The sequence below is a fragment of the Methyloversatilis discipulorum genome, from assembly GCF_000385375.1.
Lineage (GTDB): Bacteria > Pseudomonadota > Gammaproteobacteria > Burkholderiales > Rhodocyclaceae > Methyloversatilis > Methyloversatilis discipulorum_A.
Genome location: NZ_ARVV01000001.1, coordinates 2,797,368 through 2,815,183, shown reverse-complemented (window position 1 = coordinate 2,815,183; position 17,816 = coordinate 2,797,368). Strand labels below are relative to the sequence as shown.

The following is a 17,816-nucleotide window of genomic DNA, read 5'->3' as shown; positions in this document are numbered from 1 at the left end:
CGGCTTTGCACAGCCGGCCCGTCTCGCAGGGGCGACGCATGCGTCGCCTCTATCCTTTATGTGGGAGGTCGGCCCTGCATGGCCGACCCGTGTCGCCGGAGCGACGCAGTGCGTCGCTAAACCCCGGCGAGGCCCCACTGCGCGCATTTGCGTTCTATGGTTTTGCGGGATACGCCGAGCTGGCGGGCGGCTTCGGATTTGTTGCCGCCGCAGGCAGCCAGCACGTCGAGGATGTGCTTGCGCTCGACGTCTTCCAGCGCCGCGCTTGGCTCGGCCGAACGGGGCGGAGTGAGGGTGCCGAAGGCGTCTGTGGGGAAATAGCCGAGGATGAGGGCGCGTTCGACCAGGTTGCGCAGTTCGCGGATATTGCCCGGCCAGTCGTGCGTCGCCATGCGGGCGATGGTGTCGCGGTCCAGCGGGATGGGGGCCACGCCCAGCCGTGACGACAGCTGGGCCATGAAATGGGCGACCAGCAGTTTCACGTCCTCGCGCCGCTCGCGCAGCGGCGGGATGGTGATGCGCACGACGTCGAGCCGGTAGAACAGGTCCTGGCGGAAGCGGCCGGCGCGCACTTCGGTTGCCAGATCGCGGTTGGTGGCCGCGACGACGCGGATGTCCACCGGCACTTCGCGTGAAGAACCGACCGGCCGGATCATGCGGTCTTCGAGCACACGCAGCAGCTTGGTCTGCATCGCCGCCGGCAGTTCGGATATCTCGTCGAGGAAGAGCGTGCCGCCCTGGGCGTAGAACAGCAGGCCCGGGTTGTTGTCCTGCGCGCCGGTGAAAGCACCCTTCACGTGGCCGAACAGTTCCGACTCGATCAGCTCGGCGCTGATCGCGCCGCAATTGACCGGCACGAAGGGCGCGGCCGCGCGCGGGCTCATCTGGTGCAGCGCGCGTGCGGCCACTTCCTTGCCGACACCGGACTCGCCGGTCAGCAGCACGGTGCTCGGCATCGCGGCGGCGCGGCGCAGCACGCTGGCCAGCTCACGTACCGGCTGCGATTCGCCCACCATGCCCTCGACGCCCTCGGTCTGGCGCGCGATCTCACGTCTCAGCACATAGTTCTCGCGCAGCAGGCCGGCGCGGTCGAAACAGCGGTCCACTGCATTCATCATCTGGTCGATGCGGAAGGGCTTGAGGATGAAATCCGAGGCGCCTGCGCGCAGCGCGTTGATCGCGGTTTCGATGTCGGCGAAGGCGGTGATCAGGATGACATCGCACTGCTGGCCCTGCTCGCGCAGTTCGTTGAGCCACTCCAGGCCGCTGCGCCCCGGCAGCGAAATGTCGAGGATGATGAGGTCGAAGTGCAGCCGCGCGAACAGCTGCTGCGCGTGCTCGACACTGCCCGCCGTCTCGACCAGCCCGCAGCGCGAGCCGAGTGCGCGGCTGATGAAACTGCGCATGCCCTCTTCGTCGTCGACGACCAGCACCGAATACTGCTGCCAGTCGCGCTCGCCGTCGCGGGCGGCGGCCGAGGGCGCGCGCGCGGCGTTCATGCCGATGGCTGTACCACGATGAGGATGTTGCACGGCGCTTCCTCGACCAGCGAGGCGCCGACCGAGCCCTTCCACCAGCGCTCCAGTCGCGAGGCATGGTGGGTGTGGCCGATCACGATCAGATCGACGTGCAGTTCGTGCGCGAGGCGGCTGATCTCACGCACGGCGTCGCCGGTGACAAGATGACCTTCAGCAGTGACGCCGCGCGCCTTCAGCTGGTCCAGACCTTCCTTCAGCACCTCGGCGAAGCGCTCGTTCTCTTCCTCCTGCGGCACGTCAGCGACGAAGCCTTCAGCGACGAACAGCGTTGCGGCGATCGGCGCGACGGCCAGCAGATGGATTTCGGCGTGCAGCAGGTCGTTGATGTCGGCGCATTCGAGCAGTGCGCGACGACCCGATTCGGAACCGTCGTAGGCGAGCAATACCTTGCTGTACATGAACGTTCTCCTGCTGTGTCGAAAGTCGATGCCTACCAGAGCTTCCACCAGGGGTCGTCCTCACCCGGCCGCTTGAAGCCACGCGCGAGGAAGTCGCTCTGCGGGTAGTTCTTCAGCATGACGCGCTGGGCGTCGTCGCGCAGGTCAGTCAGTCCCAGCGAATCGTAGGCCACCATCAGGATATACAGTGCCTCTTCGACCGCCGGCGACTGCTGATAGTTGCTGACCGCGAACTGCGCGCGGTTGGCTGCCGCGAGGTAGGCGCCGCGCTTGATGTAGTAGCGCGCCACGTGCACTTCGTGCGCCGCCAGCGAATTGACCAGGTAGTTCATGCGGATCGTCGCGTCCGGCGTGTACTTGCTTTCCGGATAGCGCGTCACCAGTTCCTTCAATGCGTCGAAGGAATCGCGCAGGCCCTTGGGGTCGCGTTCGGTCATGTCCTGGCGCGACAGCACGCTCATCACGCCGAGGTCTTCGTTGAAGTGAACGAGGCCGCGCAGGTAATACACGTAGTCGACGTTGGGGTGATTCGGATGCAGCCGGATGAAGCGGTCGCAGGCGGCGACGGCCTGTACGCGCTCGCCCTGGCGGTAATAGGCGTAGGCAACTTCGATCTGCGCCTGCTGCGCATAGCGGCCGTACGGGAACTTGGCTTCCAGCTTCTCGTACAGCTTGATCGCCTGTTCGTAAGAGCCTTCGCCCATCAACTCCTTCGCCTCGGTGTAGAGGCGCTGGGCGGACCAGTTGGCGGTTTCGTCGATCTTATCGGGAAGGAGCCCGCACCCGGCGGCCAGAGCCACCCACAGTATCGCTACACTACGCCACATGACCGCTTTGACCCTGGAAGATACGCAAGACGACGATTATATCGCCGAGCAGCCCGCGAACCGGCCTCAAGTCCCGATATGCGCGACGGTACCCGCCGGCGTGGTCGGCGACCGGCTCGACGCGGTGCTCGCCCGGGTCTGGCCGCAGTATTCGCGCAGCCGCCTGCAGGGCTGGCTGCGCGAGGGCAGGGTGCGGGTCGACGGAAAGGCCTGCGACGACGCGCGCCGCCGCACCTTCACCGGCGAACGTCTCGAACTGGACCCCGGCAGCCTGCCTGCCGACACCGTGCACGCGCCGCAGGACATCCCGCTCGACGTGGTGTTCGAGGACGACACGCTGCTGGTGGTCAACAAGCCGGCCGGCATGGTGGTGCACCCGGGCAATGGCGTGCCGGATGGCACGCTGCTCAACGCGCTGCTGCACCGCGTGCCCGGACTGGCGCAGGTGCCACGCGCCGGCATCGTGCACCGGCTGGATCGCGACACCACCGGCCTGCTTGTGGTCGCCCGCACACTGGAAGCGCAGACGGACCTGGTGCGGCAGCTGCAGGCGCGCACAGTGTCGCGTCGCTACTTCGCGGTGGTGGCCGGCGACCTGAGGACGGACGGTACGGTTGACGCCGCCATCGGCCGGCATCCGGTGCAGCGCACCCGCATGGCCGTCGTGCAGGCAGGCGGCAAACCCGCGCGCACCCACTATTTCGTGCGCGAACGGCTGCAGGGTGCGACGCTGGTCGAGTGCCGGCTTGAAACCGGACGCACGCATCAGATACGTGTACATATGGCGCACATTGGTCACTCGCTGCTCGGCGACGAGGTCTATGCCCCGCGCAACGTCTCCGAACGCTTCTCGCGCCAGGCGCTGCATGCCTGGCGGCTCGGGCTCATCCATCCGAAGAGCGGGGCCGAAGTCGAGTGGGAGGTGCCGCTGCCGGCCGACATGGAAGGCCTGATCGCCGGGCTGAGGATAGCCACGTGAGCAGGCCGGTCGCGCTGCCACTGATCCTGCCCGACTGGCCGGCGCCGCCGTCGGTGCGCGCCTGTGTCACGACGAAGCTGGGCGGCGTCAGCGCGCCGCCTTTCGGACCGTTCAATCCGGCGACCCACGTCGGCGACGACCCGCAGGCGGTGGCCGACAACCGGGCGCTGCTGCGCGCACACCTGCCGGCCGAGCCACTGTGGCTGGATCAGGTACACGGCGTGGAGGTGCTGGATGCCGACCGTCAGCGTTGCGGTACCGGCGACGCCTCGGTCGCGCACCGGCCGAACCGCGTCTGCGCGGTGATGACCGCGGATTGTCTGCCGGTGCTGTTCTGCAACCGTCAGGGCAGCGTGGTTGCGGCGGCCCACGCGGGCTGGCGCGGTCTGGTGGCCGGGGTGCTGACGCGCACGGTCGAGCGCATGGGTTGCGCGCCAGCTGACCTGATGGCCTGGCTCGGCCCGGCCATCGGGCCCGACGCGTTCGAGGTCGGGCCGGAAGTGCGCACCGCATTCGTCGAACGGCTGCGCGGCGCCGCGCGTGCATTTCGCGCCGGGACGGGCGATCGACTGTACGCAGACATCTACGCGCTGGCTCGGCTGGAGCTGGCCGCGGCGGGCGTGCAGGCGGTGTACGGCGGTGGGCTGTGCACGGTGAGCCAGCGCGAACTTTTCCATTCCTTCCGGCGCGATGGCCGTTGCGGACGCATGGCCAGCCTGATCTGGATCGCGGATCGCGCCACCCCGTTCGCCGCGGAACCGTCGTATCAAGGATAATAAGAGACCGTTTTCAGTTTCGAATCCCCCATGTCTGTCCTTGCCTGGATCGTGCTTGCCTCTTTCGTCGGCGGTGCGATCAGCGTCTGTGCCGCCGCGCTGTTCGGCATGGCCGTCAATCTTCAACGCATTCCGATGCTCATCAGTTACTCGGTCGGCGCGCTGCTCGGCGCCGCTCTGCTCGGCGTGCTGCCGCAGGCGATCGAGGAAGTTGGCAGTGTAGAACTGGCCACCAGTCTGCTTCTGGCGGGCATCCTCGGTTTCTTCCTGCTGGAGAAACTGGTGCTGTGGCGGCACTGCCACGAGGTCAGCTGCGAGGCGCACGATCCGGCTGAACTGGCGCAGCACGCGGGCCACGACCAGGCTCACCACGACCACGCGGCGCTGACACACCACGATCACGGTCATGGCGGCGACGGCGCGCGCGCCGCCTCGCTCATCCTGATCGGCGACGCCTTCCATAACTTCGTCGATGGTGTGCTGATTGCCGCCGCCTTCTCGCAGAGCATTCCGCTGGGCATCGTTACCGCCACCGCCATCGTCGCGCACGAAATTCCACAGGAAGTGGGCGATTACCTGGTGCTGCTGCATTCGGGCATGAGCCGCATGCGCGCGCTGGCTTTCAACCTGTTGTCCAGCATGGCGACCCTGGTCGGCGCGGTCGGCGCCTATTTCGCGCTGTCGCTCGTGAGTGGCGCCGTGCCCTATCTGTTGTGCATTGCGGCAGCCAGCATGATCTACGTCGCGGTGGCCGATCTGATTCCCGGCCTGCACAAGCGTGCCGAGATCGGCGCCACCATCCAGCAGGTGCTACTGATTTCGCTGGGCGTCGGCAGCATCGTGCTGATCCACCACTTCGTGGACGGTTTCGCCCATCACTGATCCGTCCTCCTCCGGGTGCGGCCGCCGCGCGGCCGCACGCCGCCTCGCCGGCGTACCGAAGATCCACAGGAACAGCGCCAGCGGCGCGACGCCGTAGAAAAGCACGGTGAGCACGGCGGCGACGACGCTGTGTTCGGTCACCGCCATCATCAGCACCACATACAGCCACGCAATCGCAATGATGTACATGCGGGGAATCCTTTCCTGCTGCGAGTTTCATGGGCCCGCGCCAGGGGCGGACGGGCGGGATTGACAGCTATTTTGTGCGATGCAACAATCCAGTCGTGTTGCGTGTGCCGGGTGATCGCACCCGTGGTGCGCACGTCCGTCGGCATGCACTGTTATGCTCGCCTGGCGCGATTGCGACCGGCACGATAGACGCAGATTCCCGACGACGCCATCGCGTTGCATCTGAATAAGAACGACTGGGGTTTGGTTTGATGAGCAGTGACTCGGCAGCACCCGGAAAGTCCGTCCCGCCTCGCAGCGAGGCCGTGCAGTCCGACTGGACGGCCATCATGGCCGCGATGGGCAAGAACTTCAGCGAATTCATGACGCGCCAGCAGAGCACGCTGGCCGCACACACGCCGCTCAACGGCAGTGCCTTCCCGGCACCCGAAGCCGCCCGTTTCTCCGAACTTCATCAGCAGTGGCTGGAAAGCCAGCACCGGCTCTGGCAGGCCTTCGCCCAGCGCAAACCGGACGACGGACCGGCGCCGGCCGTGGTGCAGTCCGACCCCACCGACCGCCGTTTTCGCGCGCCCGAGTGGACCAAGAGCCCCTATTTCGACTATCTGCGTCAGGCCTATCTGCTGAACGCGCAGTTCATGCGTGCCTGCGTCGAAGCGACGCCGGTGGCCGACGGGCGTGCGAAGGATCGCATGCGCTATCTGTCGAAACAGATGATCGAGGCGATGTCTCCGGCCAATTTCGCCGCCACCAACCCGGAATTCGTCGAAACCGCGCTGCGCACCGAGGGTGAAAGCATCCGCCGCGGTCTGGAGAACCTGCTGCGCGACCTGCAGCAGGGCCATATTTCGATGTCGGCGCCCGGTGCCTTCGAAGTGGGCAGAAACCTTGCCGTGACCGAAGGTTCGGTGGTGTTCGAGAACGAGCTGATACAGCTCATCCAGTACGCGCCGACGACCGACAAGGTGCACGCCAAGCCGCTGCTGATCGTGCCGCCCTGCATCAACAAGTACTACCTGATGGACCTGCAGCCGGAGAACTCGCTGGTGCGTTTCCTGGTGGAGCAGGGCATCACCGTGTTCCTGATTTCCTGGCGCAATCCCGATCAGACGCTGGCCCAGCTGACCTGGGACGACTATCTGCGCCTCGGGCCGCTGACCGCGCTCGATGTCGTGCGCGACATCAGCGGAGATGCGCAGCCGAACACCATGGGGTTCTGCGTCGGCGGCACGATACTCGCCTCGGCGCTGGCCGTAGCCTGCGGTCGTGGCGAAAAACCTGCTGCCAGCATGACCTTGCTGACCACGCTGCTCGATTTCTCGGATGCCGGCGAGATCGGTTGCCTGGTCGACGAAGGCATGGTCGCGGCGCGCGAGCACACGATAGGCCGCGGTGGCCTGCTGCCGGGGCGCGAACTGGCGCAGACCTTCAGCAGCCTGCGTCCGAACGACCTGATCTGGAACTACGTGGTCGGCAACTACCTGAAGGGCGAAACGCCGCCGGCCTTCGACATCCTGCACTGGAACTGCGACAGCACGAACCTGCCCGGCCCCTTCCTCGCTTGGTATCTGCGCAACCTCTACCTTGAAAACAGTCTGCGCGTGCCGGGTAAACTCGAAATGCTGGGCGTCAAGGCGGATCTGGGCAAGGTGGACATGCCGGCCTACCTGCTGGCCACGTCGGAAGACCACATCGTGCCGTGGACCGGTGCCTATCTGGTGCGCAAGCTGCTCGGCGGCGACACCACCTTCGTGCTGGGTGCCAGCGGCCACGTGGCCGGCGTGATCAATCCGGCGTCGAAGGACAAGCGCTCGCACTGGGTTGGCGGCAACGAATCGACCGCCGAGGAGTGGCGGGCCAATGCCGGCGAACAGCCGGGCAGCTGGTGGAAGCATTACATCAAGTGGCTGACTGCGAAGTCAGGCAAGAAGGTCGCGCCCCCGTCACGAGCGGGCAACGCGCAATACAAGGTGATCGAGCCCGCACCCGGGCGCTATGTGAAAGGCAGCGCAACGAATTGAACACATGGCAGCCTCATGAGGGGGGCTGCGGAAGACACACCCTCGACTAATAAAAGGAGACAAGGAAATGACGCGAGTCGCACTGGTAACAGGCGGTATGGGAGGACTGGGTGAAGCGATCTGCATCAAGCTCGCGGCACTGGGTTTCCGCGTGGTGACCACACACAGTCCTGGCAATACGAAGGCAGCCGAATGGCTGCAGACCATGAACAACATGGGCTATGGCTTCAAGGCCTACCCGTGCGACGTGTCGGATTTCGACTCCTGCAAGGCGTGTGTCGAGACGGTTGTGAAGGAAGTCGGTCCGGTTGACGTGCTGGTGAACAACGCCGGCATCACCCGCGACATGACCTTCAAGAAGATGACGAAGGCGGACTGGGACGTGGTGATGAGCACCAACCTCGACTCCTGCTTCAACATGACCAAGCAGGTCATCGACGGCATGACCGAGCGCAAGTGGGGCCGCGTCATCAATGTGTCTTCGGTGAATGGTTCGAAGGGTGCATTCGGCCAGACCAACTACTCGGCCGCCAAGGCCGGCATGCACGGCTTCACCAAGGCGCTGGCGCTGGAAGTGGCGCGCGCTGGGGTCACCGTGAACACGATTTCGCCGGGCTATATCGGTACCAAGATGGTGACCGCGATTCCGCAGGACATCCTCGATTCGAAGATCCTGCCGCAGATCCCGGTGTCGCGTCTGGGCAAGCCGGAAGAGATCGCCGGCCTGGTGGCCTATCTGGCGTCGGACGAGGCGGCTTTCGTCACCGGCGCCAACATTGCAATCAACGGCGGTCAGCACATGTCCTGACCGCCCGCGCGGAGGTCCGCGCACGCCTTCCACCTCGTCCGGCGGGGGTGGAGGGTTTTTCACGCAGCTGGCTGGGAGAGAAGTCATGACGAAACGAGTTGCCCTGGTTACCGGGGGTATGGGCGGTCTGGGTACCGCAATCTGCAAGGCACTGGCCAAGGACGGCTACACCGTCGTGGCGAACTGTCTGCCCGCGTTCCCCCAAAAGGACGAATGGCTGGCCAAGATGCAGGCCGAAGGCTTTGAAATGAAAGCCGCCGAGGGCGACGTGTCCGACTACGATTCCTGCAAGGCGATGATCGACAAGGTCGAGCAGGACATCGGCCCGGTCGATGTGGTCGTGAACAACGCGGGCATCACCCGTGACAAGTTCTTCTCCAAGATGGACAAGGCCCAGTGGGATGCGGTGCTGACCACCAACCTCGACAGCCTGTTCAACGTGACGCACCACGTCGCCGGCAAGATGGCCGAACGCGGCTGGGGTCGCATCATCAACATTTCGTCGGTCAATGGCGTCAAGGGCCAGGCCGGCCAGACCAACTACTCGGCTGCCAAGGCCGGCGTGGTCGGTTTCACCAAGGCGCTGGCCGCCGAAATGGCCGCCAAGGGCGTGACCGTCAACGCGATCGCCCCGGGCTATATCGGTACCGACATGGTGATGGCCATTCGCGAGGACATCCGTCAGGGCATCATCGATTCGGTGCCGATGAAGCGCCTGGGCAAGCCGGAAGAGATCGGTGCTGCCGTGTCCTACCTCGCCTCCGACATGGCGGGTTACGTGACCGGTGCAACGCTGAACATCAATGGCGGTCTGTACTACCAGTAATTGCCGTAACGCCGGTTTGTGACGTATCGCAAGGCCTTATGCGGCACTGCCGCATAAGGCCTTTGCTTGCTGTATGATCAAAACAGAGTGGGCGGAAACACCGCCCCGGGGTAGTTCAAACGAGCGAGGACACCACACAATGAGCGCTTCCGAAAGCCGCGAGGGGACCGGTTCCACCAACAGGCTGATCAAGAAATATCCCAACCGCCGGCTTTACGACACCCGCACGAGTTCCTACATCACGCTGTCCGACGTGAAGGAACTGGTTCTCGAGAATGCCGAGTTCCAGGTCGTCGATGCCAAGACGGGCGAAGACCTCACCCGCAGCATCCTGCTGCAGATCATCATCGAAGAAGAAAGCGAAGGCGTGCCGATGTTCACGTCCGACCTGCTGTCGCAGATGATCCGCTTCTACGGCAATGCGATGCAGGGCATGATGGGCAAGTATCTCGAAGGCAACATCAAGGCCTTCACCGACGTGCAGAGCAAGCTCCAGGACCAGGCGCGCGCCATTTACGGCGACAACAACGCGATGAGCAAGGACCTGTGGGCGCAGTTCCTGAACTTCCAGGGCCCGGCCATGCAGAGCATGATGGGTGCCTATATGGAGCAGAGCAAGCGCATGTTCGTGCAGATGCAGGAGCAGATCGAGCAGCAGACCCGTTCGATGATGTCCGGTTTCAAGTTCCCGGGCTTCGGGCCGGGGGGCGATAAAGGCCCGCAAAACAAGTAAACTGCCGGGTTTTGCGGCGGAGACGCGGCGTGACCCGTACTTCTGAATCTGGCAACACCACGAAGCCGACCCCCAAGGTCGGCTTCGTTTCTCTCGGCTGTCCGAAGGCGACTTCGGACTCCGAGTCCATCCTGACCCGCCTGCGCTCCGAAGGCTACGACATCGTGCCGACCTACGACGATGCTGATGTCGTGGTCGTCAACACCTGTGGCTTCATCGATGCCGCGGTCGAGGAATCGCTCGACGCGATCGGCGAGGCGCTGGCCGAGAACGGCAAGGTGATCGTGACCGGCTGTATGGGGGCGGAAGGGCCCAAGCGCCAGCAGGTGCTGTCCGCCCATCCGCAGGTGCTGGCGGTGACCGGTCCGCACGCGACCGAAGAGGTGATGGACGCGGTCCATCGCCACCTGCCCAAGCCGCACGATCCCTTCTCCGACCTGGTGCCGCCGCAGGGCATACGGCTCACGCCGTCGCACTACGCCTACCTGAAGATTTCCGAGGGCTGCAATCACCGCTGCAGCTTCTGCATCATCCCGTCGATGCGCGGCGATCTGGTAAGCCGGCCGATCGGCGACGTGATGCGCGAAGCCGAGGCGCTGCGCGACGCCGGCGTGCGCGAACTGCTAATCGTGTCGCAGGACACCAGCGCCTACGGCGTGGACGTGAAGTACCGCACCGGCTTCTGGGGCGGCAAGCCGCTGCGTACGAAGCTGTACGACCTGGCGAGCGCTTTGGGCGAGCTGGATATGTGGGTACGCATGCATTACGTGTATCCGTATCCGCATGTCGACGACATCATTCCGCTGATGGCCGAGGGCAAGATCCTGCCTTACCTCGACGTGCCCTTCCAGCACGCCAGCCCGCGCGTGCTGAAGGCGATGAAGCGGCCGGCCAATGCCGAGAACAACCTCGAACGCATCCGCGCCTGGCGTTCGATCTGCCCCGACATCACGATACGCAGCACCTTCATCGCCGGCTTTCCGGGCGAGACGGAGCAGGAGTTCGAGGAACTGCTCGACTTCCTCGGCGAGGCGCGCCTCGACCGGGTCGGCTGTTTCGCCTATTCGCCGGTCGATGGCGCCAGCGCCAACGACCTGCCGGGCGCGCTGCCGGAAGAGGTGCGCGAGGAGCGCCGTCAGCGCCTGATGGAATTCCAGGAAGACATTTCGACCCAGCGGCTGGAAGAGAAGATCGACCGCGAAATGATCGTGCTGGTCGATGAGGTCGACGAGGACGGCGCGGTCGCGCGTTCCGAGGGCGACGCACCCGACATCGACGGCCTGGTGCACATCCTCGACGGGCAGGACCTCGAAGTCGGCGACTTCGTGCGCGTGCGCATCACCGACTGCGATGTGCACGACCTGTACGCCGAAGTCGTCACCGAAGAGTGACGATGAGCCGCCCGTGCGTCGGCGCAGCGTGAACGGGATCCGGAGCTGATATGGAGGACGGTCGCATCGTGTCGGCACTGGCACGGCTGCGGACAGTGGTCGGCGACAGCCAGCTGCTGACCGCTGCCGCTGACCTCGCGCCGTTCTGCACCGACTGGCGCGGCCGCTATCGCGGCGAAGCGCTGTGCGTCGTGCGCCCGGCAACGGTTGATGAACTGATGCAGGTGGTGCACGTCTGTCACGAGGCGCAGCTGCCCATGGTGCCGCAGGGCGGCAATACCGGCCTGTGCGGGGGCGCCACGCCACATGCAGGCCGCAACGAGGTGCTGGTCAGCCTGTCCCGGCTGAATCGCGTCCGCGTGCTTGATCGCGACAATGCGTCGATCACCGTCGAAGCAGGCTGCACGCTGGCTGCGGTACAGGCCGCTGCGCGTGACGCCGGCCTGCTGTTCCCGCTCAGTCTGGCGTCAGAAGGCTCGTGCGAGATCGGCGGCAATCTGTCGACCAATGCCGGTGGCGTGCACGTGCTGCGTCACGGCAACGCGCGCGACCAGGTGCTCGGTCTCGAAGTCGTGCTGCCCGACGGTCGGCTGTGGAACGGCCTGCGTGCGCTGCGCAAGGACAATACCGGTTACGACCTCAAGCACCTGTTCATCGGCGCCGAAGGCACGCTGGGCTTCATCACCGCAGCCGTGCTGAAGCTCGCGCCGTTGCCGGCGAACACCGCGGTCGCCTGGGTGGCAATCGACGGCCCGCAGCGCGGCATCGATCTGCTGCATGCGCTGCAGGCGCAGGCAGGCGACCAGCTGAATGCTTTCGAGCTGGTCGGTCGCGAGGCGCTGGGCATGGTGCTGAAGCACATCCCCGGCGCGCGTGACCCGTTCGCCGATGCCGCGCCCTGGTATGCGCTGGTCGAACTCGCCGGCAACGACCAGGCACTCGAAACGAAGCTGGGCGACATGCTGGCAGCGCTGCTCGAGCGCGGCATGGTGCGCGACGCGGTGATCGCGCAGGACGGCGCACAGGCGAAGGCGCTGTGGGCACTGCGCGAGAACATTTCGGAGGCGCAGCGCATCGAGGGCTTCAGCGTGAAGCACGACATCAGCGTGCCTGTCGGCAGCATTCCGCACTTCATCGAAGCGGCTGGAGAGAAGCTGGAGGCCACGCTGCCCGGCGTGCGCGTGGTGGTGTTCGGTCACGCCGGCGACGGCAACCTGCACTACAACCTGTCCTTTATCGATGCCTCCGACAACGCGCGGCTGATCACCGACGCGAAGGTGGCGAGCGAACAGGTACATGAAACGGTGATCGCACTCGGGGGATCGATCTCGGCCGAGCACGGCATCGGCCAGCTCAAGCGCGATCTGCTGGCGACGTGCAAGAGCGCGGTCGAGCTGGACATGATGAGGGCGGTGAAGCGCGCATTCGATCCTTACGGGTTGATGAATCCGGGGAAGGTGCTGCCCGACGCCGCTCAGTAAGCGAAGGTCAACGCACCTCGGTGTGATGGGTGGATGCTGATGTGATATGCGTATGTCACGGACGGGAAATGTCGATCGATGTCCGACAAAAATAATTGCGCGAGATGCTTTACAAACCCGGAACAGTGTTTATAATGCGCTCCTCTTTCGACGGGGGTATAGCTCAGCTGGGAGAGCGCTTGCATGGCATGCAAGAGGTCAGCGGTTCGATCCCGCTTACCTCCACCAAGCGAGAGAGAAGGCAGTACAAGGCAGCAAATAGCGGTAAAACTAGGTCCCCATCGTCTAGAGGCCTAGGACACTACCCTTTCACGGTAGGTACCGGGGTTCGAATCCCCGTGGGGACGCCAGCTCTTTTGCTGGCAGTGCAAGTCCGGAAGAAGAAGTGCCGGCACCAACACTGGAGTGGTAGTTCAGTTGGTTAGAATACCGGCCTGTCACGCCGGGGGTCGCGGGTTCGAGTCCCGTCCACTCCGCCAACACACAGCGTGCTGCAGTTTCTGCAGGGCGCCGACGAAAAAGGCCGCGAAAGCGGCCTTTTTTGTTTTCTGCGATTCCGCAACGGGATCGCCCTGAGGCTGCACCGCCTCAGTTCAGAACAGCTCGATCTCGCCGCTGTTGTTGACCTCCTCCAGAACGCCCGCCTTGACCAGTGCTTCGTACGAATGCACCTGGTTACGCCCGCTGTGCTTCGCGTGATAGACCGCGCGATCGGCGCGATCCACCGAGCCGCTGGCATTGTCCATCAAGCGCAGACGGGTAAAGCCGACGCTGGCGGTGACATGGCCGACCTGCGGAAAGGCGAAGGCGGACAACTGCTGGCGGAAGAAATCGAAGGCAAGGTGAGCTTCGTCGTCGTGCTCTGCGCGCAGCAGCACGATGAATTCCTCGCCGCCGAAGCGGTAAAGGTATTCGCTGTGGTGGAAGGCGGTGCGCAGGATGCGTGCGACCAGCAGCAGCACCTCGTCGCCGATCAGGTGACCGAAGGTATCGTTCACGCGCTTGAAGTGATCGACGTCGATGACGCCCAGCCACCAGGTCGGCGAGCCCTCAGCGGCGTGCCCGTTGCCCGCCATCGTGTCCAGACACTTCAGGAACTGTTCGTCGAAGGTCTTGCGGTTCAGCAGGCCGGTCAGGCTGTCACGTTCGCTGTAGTCGAGCAGGCTGATCTGGTTGCGATAGATCTTCAACAGGCCATCGACCAGACGCAGTTGCACCGGCAGCAGCGGCTGTTCGCTGATCAGTTCGATGATGCCGAAGCGCCGCGCGCCGGCCCACACCGGAAAGAGGTTGAGCCAGGGGCCGTCGTGGCCGTTCATCGGCAGGTCGAGCAGCGGCTCGTCGCAACCGAAGGCCTGATCGAACTGGGGGCGGGCGGACAGGGCGGGCAGCGCATCGAGCGGCGTCCAGCTTGGATCGCCGGCACGCATGCCGCTCCCTTTGATCATGCCTGCCTGCAGCAGCAGCCGCAGATCGGATGCGTCGCCGACGCAGCGATACAGATTCAGTTCGATCGGGTCGAGCCAGTCGCCCAGCACCGAGACGAAGGTGCTGTCGATGAGGTCACGATCGCGGTAACCGGTCAGGTTGGCGACCGATCCTATGAGGTCAGACATGGCGGTGTGCGGGCGGGTCTTTTTGCGGGATTCGTGTGGAGTATCGGCAGCGCGACGGGGCGACTTGAGCGCTAGAATCGGCCACCACCCGCCGAGGGCGTGCGCAGGCGCATGCTCGCGGATTCACCGCCGAGCGGTAAGCACAGGGCCCGTTGATGACCGTCCTCTCGATCCGTCGCGCCGCCTCGGCACTGACGATGCTGCTTTGCCTGTCGGGCGCGCCGGCGCTGCACGCGGCCTGTGCGCTCGACGGCGTCATCACCGTCGGTGTCGTTCCGCAGCAGGCTGCGAGCGATCTGGCGCAGGGCTGGATTCCGCTGTTGCGCGAGGTGTCGGCCGTCAGCGGCTGCGAATTCCGTTTCGCGACGGCGCCGACCATCACCGAGTTCGAGAAGCGACTGGCCCGCGGCGAATACGCGATCGCCTACATGAACCCGTATCACTACGTGGTATTCCATCAGGTAGCCGGCTACCTGGCGTTTGCTCGCGAGAAGGACCGCAAGCTGCGCGGGCTGATCGTCGTCCGCAACGACAGTGCCGTCTCGTCGGTGCAGGAACTCGACGGCAAGGAGGTCGCCTTTCCGTCGCCGGCGGCTTTCGCGGCCACCGTCATTCCGCTGGCTGAACTGAAGCGCGGCGGCATTTCGGTGAAACCGCGCTTCGTTGCCTCGCACGATTCCGTTTACCTGAATGTTGTGCGCGGGCTGGTTGTTGCCGGCGGCGGCATCGAGCGCACGCTCGAGGCGATCGACGCCAGCGTGCGTGATCGCATGCGCGTCATCTGGCGTTCGGCCGAGTACCCGCCGCACGCCTTCGCCCGTTTGCCGGGCGTGCCTGAGTCGGTCAGCAGGGATTTCATCGATGCGATGCAGAAGGTCGCCAGTTCGGCGCCGGGTGCCGAGCTGCTGAAGCAGATCGGCTTCAAGGGTGTCGTGAGCGCGCAGGACCGGGACTGGGAGCCGATACGTGCGCTCGACATTCGCGTGCTCGACGCATTGCTGGCCGAACCGGCCCGCTGATTCCTGTTCATGACGATGCGCGCCTTCAGCCGCATGTCCTTCCGCTGGAAGGCCATTCTCGGCATCGCCCTGATCGAGGCGCTGACGCTTTCGGTGACGATATTCGGCGCGCTGGGCCAGATGGCCAGTTCGCAGGCCGATCTGATCCAGCGCAGCGCGCAGATGGCGATGTCGCTGTTTTCGGCCGCCGTGTCCGATGCGCTGATTGCAAGCGACCTGGCCAAGGTCGAAGCGGTGTCGTCGGATCTGGTGTCGCGGCGTGAGGCAGTGTTCGTTCGGGTGTTCGATCAGGACGGCCGCGAAGTGGCGGCGAAGGGCGACGCTGCAGCACTGGCGCGTACCTTCAGCGCCGACAGCGACCCGCTGGCCGAAGGCTCCGACAGCTTTGCCGTCAGCGCCCCCATCCTGGCCGGCAGCGCGCGCATCGGCGAAGTCCAGCTGGGCATCGACAACCGCCAGGCGCGCAGCGAACTGACGCAGGCGAAGCGCCTCGCGGCTGTCGTCGCGGTCGTCGGCATGGGGCTCGCCGCGCTGTTCTCCTGGCTGCTCAGCGGCTGGCTTGCGCACGGCATCCGGCGACTGTCCGACGGCGCGCAGCGCATCGCTTCAGGCCAGCTCGACGCGCGGGTGGACGAAAGCGGCGAGCAGGAACTGCAGGTGCTGGCGCAGTCCTTCAACGGCATGGCCGCGTCGCTGCAGCAGCGCGAGGACGAGCGTGAGGCGCTGCTGCAGCGTGCCGAACAGGCGGTCGCCGATGCGCGTGAAGCGAGCCGCGCCAAGAGCGCCTTTCTCGCGGCGATGAGCCACGAAATCCGCACGCCGCTGAATGGCGTGGTCGGGCTGGCGGACATCCTGGCCGAGAACGACAGCCCGGACATGGCGCGCGAGCATGGCCGGCAGTTGCGTATCGCGGCCAATCAGCTGCGCATGATCGTGAACGACATTCTCGATTTCTCGAAGATCGAAGCCGGCAAGCTCGATCTGGAATGCATACCCTTCGCCATCGGCGACCTGCTGGAAGCCTGCAACGCCTCGTTTTCATCGCAGGCGCAGGACAAGGCGCTCGTACTCGCATTCAAGCTGGCGCCGGACGTGCCGCCGGCGCTGCGCGGCGATCCGACGCGGCTGGCGCAGATCCTCAACAACTACGTGTCTAATGCGCTGAAGTTCACCGCACGCGGGCGGGTCGACGTCGAGGTCGCTCTGTGCGAACGGGCGGGGCAGCGGGTGCGTCTGCGCATGACGGTGCGCGACACCGGTCGCGGCGTGTCGCCGGACGAGATCGATGCGCTGTTCGAGCCTTTCGTGCAATCCGATGCGTCGGTGGTGCGCAGCCATGGCGGTACCGGCCTCGGTCTGACCATCTGCAAGCGGCTGGCTGAGGCGATGGGCGGCAGCGTTGGCGGCAGCGGCGTGCCCGGTGAGGGCGCCACCTTCTGGGCCGAGGTCTGGCTGGAACAGGTCGGGGACGACCGGCTGCCGACGGCTGCCGACCAGGTGTCCGCGGTGTCGCTGGCCGACCTGTGCGTGCTGGTCGTCGATGACATCGCGGTCAACCGGACGGTAGCGGTTCATCTGGTCGAACGTGCCGGCGCGCGCACCGAGCAGGCCGCGGATGGCCGGCAGGCGCTGCAACGCGTCTGCGCCGGCGGCATCGACCTCGTGCTGATGGACATCCAGATGCCGGTGATGGACGGCAAGACCGCGACGCGTGAGATCGTCGCCCGCCTGGGCGCTGTCGCGCCGCCCATCGTCGGGCTGACCGCGCACGCGGTGGCCGAGGAGCGCGACGAGTGCCTGGCGCTGGGCATGCGTGCCTACCTGACCAAACCGGTCGACGCGCACGCCTTGCTCGGCGTGCTGGCGACTATCGCCGCCGGTCGCGGCGACGTGCTGCATAGCATGGCGCCGGCGACCGTCGAGTCCGTCGCCGAGCCGGTCGCCGATGAGACCTGGCCGGCGCTCGACCTCGCTGCCGTACGCCAGCAGTTCGACGGCGACCTCGCGCTCTACGGCGAGATTCTCGCCACCACGCTGGACGAGGTCAGGGCGCTGCGCGACGCCCTGGCCGCACGCGTGGGCGAGCCGGGTGCCGACATCGTCCGCCAGATCCATGCGCTGAAGGGCGTCAGTCTGAACCTCGGCTTTGCCCGCGCCGGCGCCGAGGCGGCGCGGCTCGAGCGCGCGCTGCGCGACGCCAGCCTGTCGCCGGAACAGCTGCCCGTCGCGTTGCGTGCATACGTCGTCGTGCTCGACGAAGCGCTGGATGCGGCTGCTCGACATCTTGCAGCCGGCACCGCGTCATAATCGCCTCATTCATCCGCCTGGATCC

16 protein-coding genes and 3 tRNA genes are annotated in these 17,816 nt (G+C 65.4%); 14 read left to right on the top strand and 5 right to left on the bottom strand.

Annotated elements, in window-relative coordinates; translation table 11 throughout:
* Positions 1-116: 116 nt before the first annotated feature.
* The 3 genes from METRZ18153_RS0113235 to METRZ18153_RS0113225 are packed head-to-tail and all read right to left on the bottom strand — an operon-like array spanning position 117 to position 2,763.
* Positions 117-1,499, bottom strand: a complete 1,383-nt coding sequence (locus METRZ18153_RS0113235; protein ID WP_020165172.1) for a sigma-54-dependent transcriptional regulator — start codon at positions 1,497-1,499, stop codon at positions 117-119.
* Positions 1,496-1,936, bottom strand: a complete 441-nt coding sequence (locus tag METRZ18153_RS0113230) for a universal stress protein (protein WP_020165171.1) — start codon at positions 1,934-1,936, stop codon at positions 1,496-1,498. The genes METRZ18153_RS0113235 and METRZ18153_RS0113230 overlap by 4 nt, the downstream gene beginning before the upstream one ends.
* 32 nt (positions 1,937-1,968) lie before the next feature.
* Complete coding sequence (locus METRZ18153_RS0113225; protein WP_043363903.1) at positions 1,969-2,763, bottom strand: outer membrane protein assembly factor BamD; 795 nt, start codon at positions 2,761-2,763, stop codon at positions 1,969-1,971.
* Between METRZ18153_RS0113225 and rluD the strand changes: the two genes are divergently transcribed.
* Genes rluD through METRZ18153_RS0113210 form a run of 3 tightly spaced genes read left to right on the top strand, consistent with a single transcriptional unit; the run spans position 2,762 to position 5,400 of the window.
* Positions 2,762-3,742 (top strand): 23S rRNA pseudouridine(1911/1915/1917) synthase RluD, encoded by a 981-nt coding sequence (gene rluD / locus METRZ18153_RS0113220; protein WP_029143759.1) that lies wholly within the window; start codon positions 2,762-2,764, stop codon positions 3,740-3,742. The genes METRZ18153_RS0113225 and rluD overlap by 2 nt on opposite strands.
* A complete protein-coding gene (gene pgeF, locus METRZ18153_RS0113215; RefSeq protein ID WP_020165168.1) occupies positions 3,739-4,518 on the top strand; it encodes a peptidoglycan editing factor PgeF in 780 nt (259 codons plus the stop codon). Before rluD ends, pgeF begins: the two co-directional genes overlap by 4 nt.
* A 30-nt stretch (positions 4,519-4,548) precedes the next feature.
* Positions 4,549-5,400 carry a ZIP family metal transporter gene (locus METRZ18153_RS0113210; protein WP_020165167.1) on the top strand — a complete coding sequence of 284 codons (852 nt, stop codon included), beginning with the start codon at positions 4,549-4,551 and terminating at the stop codon, positions 5,398-5,400.
* Here METRZ18153_RS0113210 and METRZ18153_RS0113205 read toward each other — a convergent pair.
* A complete protein-coding gene (locus METRZ18153_RS0113205; protein WP_020165166.1) occupies positions 5,329-5,589 on the bottom strand; it encodes a hypothetical protein in 261 nt (86 codons plus the stop codon). The genes METRZ18153_RS0113210 and METRZ18153_RS0113205 overlap by 72 nt on opposite strands.
* 305 nt (positions 5,590-5,894) lie before the next feature.
* Between METRZ18153_RS0113205 and METRZ18153_RS0113200 the strand changes: the two genes are divergently transcribed.
* From METRZ18153_RS0113200 to METRZ18153_RS0113160, 9 genes are all read left to right on the top strand, one after another.
* A complete protein-coding gene (locus METRZ18153_RS0113200; RefSeq protein WP_020165165.1) occupies positions 5,895-7,610 on the top strand; it encodes a PHA/PHB synthase family protein in 1,716 nt (571 codons plus the stop codon).
* A 67-nt stretch (positions 7,611-7,677) separates the two neighbouring features.
* Entirely contained in the window at positions 7,678-8,418 is a 741-nt protein-coding gene (gene phbB / locus METRZ18153_RS0113195; RefSeq protein ID WP_029143758.1) for an acetoacetyl-CoA reductase, read from the top strand.
* Between the two features lie 85 nt (positions 8,419-8,503).
* On the top strand, positions 8,504-9,244 hold the full coding sequence (gene phbB / locus METRZ18153_RS0113190; protein WP_029143757.1) for a beta-ketoacyl-ACP reductase: 741 nt from the start codon (positions 8,504-8,506) through the stop codon (positions 9,242-9,244).
* 139 nt (positions 9,245-9,383) lie between these two features.
* Positions 9,384-9,977 (top strand): polyhydroxyalkanoate synthesis repressor PhaR, encoded by a 594-nt coding sequence (gene phaR / locus METRZ18153_RS0113185; protein WP_019917676.1) that lies wholly within the window; start codon positions 9,384-9,386, stop codon positions 9,975-9,977.
* Positions 9,978-10,006: 29 nt separating this feature from the next.
* The gene (gene rimO, locus METRZ18153_RS0113180; protein ID WP_020165162.1) at positions 10,007-11,368 is read left to right on the top strand and encodes a 30S ribosomal protein S12 methylthiotransferase RimO; all 1,362 of its coding nucleotides are present in this window, start codon (positions 10,007-10,009) and stop codon (positions 11,366-11,368) included.
* A 50-nt stretch (positions 11,369-11,418) separates the two neighbouring features.
* Positions 11,419-12,849, top strand: a complete 1,431-nt coding sequence (locus METRZ18153_RS0113175) for an FAD-binding oxidoreductase (RefSeq protein ID WP_020165161.1) — start codon at positions 11,419-11,421, stop codon at positions 12,847-12,849.
* 152 nt (positions 12,850-13,001) lie between these two features.
* A tRNA-Ala gene (locus tag METRZ18153_RS0113170) sits at positions 13,002-13,077 on the top strand.
* Between the two features lie 46 nt (positions 13,078-13,123).
* Positions 13,124-13,199: transfer RNA gene (locus METRZ18153_RS0113165), tRNA-Glu, on the top strand.
* Positions 13,200-13,251: 52 nt separating this feature from the next.
* A tRNA-Asp gene (locus METRZ18153_RS0113160) sits at positions 13,252-13,328 on the top strand.
* Positions 13,329-13,442: 114 nt separating this feature from the next.
* Here the strand turns inward: METRZ18153_RS0113160 and METRZ18153_RS0113155 are convergent.
* Complete coding sequence (locus tag METRZ18153_RS0113155) at positions 13,443-14,465, bottom strand: GGDEF domain-containing protein (protein ID WP_020165160.1); 1,023 nt, start codon at positions 14,463-14,465, stop codon at positions 13,443-13,445.
* Positions 14,466-14,620: 155 nt separating this feature from the next.
* Between METRZ18153_RS0113155 and METRZ18153_RS0113150 the strand changes: the two genes are divergently transcribed.
* Together METRZ18153_RS0113150 and METRZ18153_RS0113145 are read left to right on the top strand one after the other, a co-directional pair.
* Positions 14,621-15,484: a PhnD/SsuA/transferrin family substrate-binding protein gene (locus tag METRZ18153_RS0113150; RefSeq protein WP_020165159.1), complete on the top strand. Its 864-nt coding sequence runs from the start codon at positions 14,621-14,623 to the stop codon at positions 15,482-15,484.
* A gap of 9 nt (positions 15,485-15,493) precedes the next feature.
* On the top strand, positions 15,494-17,791 hold the full coding sequence (locus tag METRZ18153_RS0113145; RefSeq protein WP_020165158.1) for an ATP-binding protein: 2,298 nt from the start codon (positions 15,494-15,496) through the stop codon (positions 17,789-17,791).
* The last annotated feature ends 25 nt before the right edge of the window (positions 17,792-17,816 follow it).

Excerpts from the sequence above, each read along its gene's own strand:
- METRZ18153_RS0113235 (WP_020165172.1), bottom strand. The coding sequence starts at position 1,499 with ATGAACGCCGCGCGCGCGCCCTCGGCCGCCGCCCGCGACGGCGAGCGC.
- METRZ18153_RS0113230 (WP_020165171.1), bottom strand. The coding sequence starts at position 1,936 with ATGTACAGCAAGGTATTGCTCGCCTACGACGGTTCCGAATCGGGTCGT.
- rluD (WP_029143759.1), top strand. The coding sequence starts at position 2,762 with ATGACCGCTTTGACCCTGGAAGATACGCAAGACGACGATTATATCGCC.
- METRZ18153_RS0113225 (WP_043363903.1), bottom strand. The coding sequence starts at position 2,763 with ATGTGGCGTAGTGTAGCGATACTGTGGGTGGCTCTGGCCGCCGGGTGC.
- METRZ18153_RS0113210 (WP_020165167.1), top strand. The coding sequence starts at position 4,549 with ATGTCTGTCCTTGCCTGGATCGTGCTTGCCTCTTTCGTCGGCGGTGCG.
- METRZ18153_RS0113205 (WP_020165166.1), bottom strand. The coding sequence starts at position 5,589 with ATGTACATCATTGCGATTGCGTGGCTGTATGTGGTGCTGATGATGGCG.
- phbB (WP_029143758.1), top strand. The coding sequence starts at position 7,678 with ATGACGCGAGTCGCACTGGTAACAGGCGGTATGGGAGGACTGGGTGAA.
- phbB (WP_029143757.1), top strand. The coding sequence starts at position 8,504 with ATGACGAAACGAGTTGCCCTGGTTACCGGGGGTATGGGCGGTCTGGGT.
- phaR (WP_019917676.1), top strand. The coding sequence starts at position 9,384 with ATGAGCGCTTCCGAAAGCCGCGAGGGGACCGGTTCCACCAACAGGCTG.
- METRZ18153_RS0113175 (WP_020165161.1), top strand. The coding sequence starts at position 11,419 with ATGGAGGACGGTCGCATCGTGTCGGCACTGGCACGGCTGCGGACAGTG.
- METRZ18153_RS0113155 (WP_020165160.1), bottom strand. The coding sequence starts at position 14,465 with ATGTCTGACCTCATAGGATCGGTCGCCAACCTGACCGGTTACCGCGAT.
- METRZ18153_RS0113150 (WP_020165159.1), top strand. The coding sequence starts at position 14,621 with ATGACCGTCCTCTCGATCCGTCGCGCCGCCTCGGCACTGACGATGCTG.
- METRZ18153_RS0113145 (WP_020165158.1), top strand. The coding sequence starts at position 15,494 with ATGACGATGCGCGCCTTCAGCCGCATGTCCTTCCGCTGGAAGGCCATT.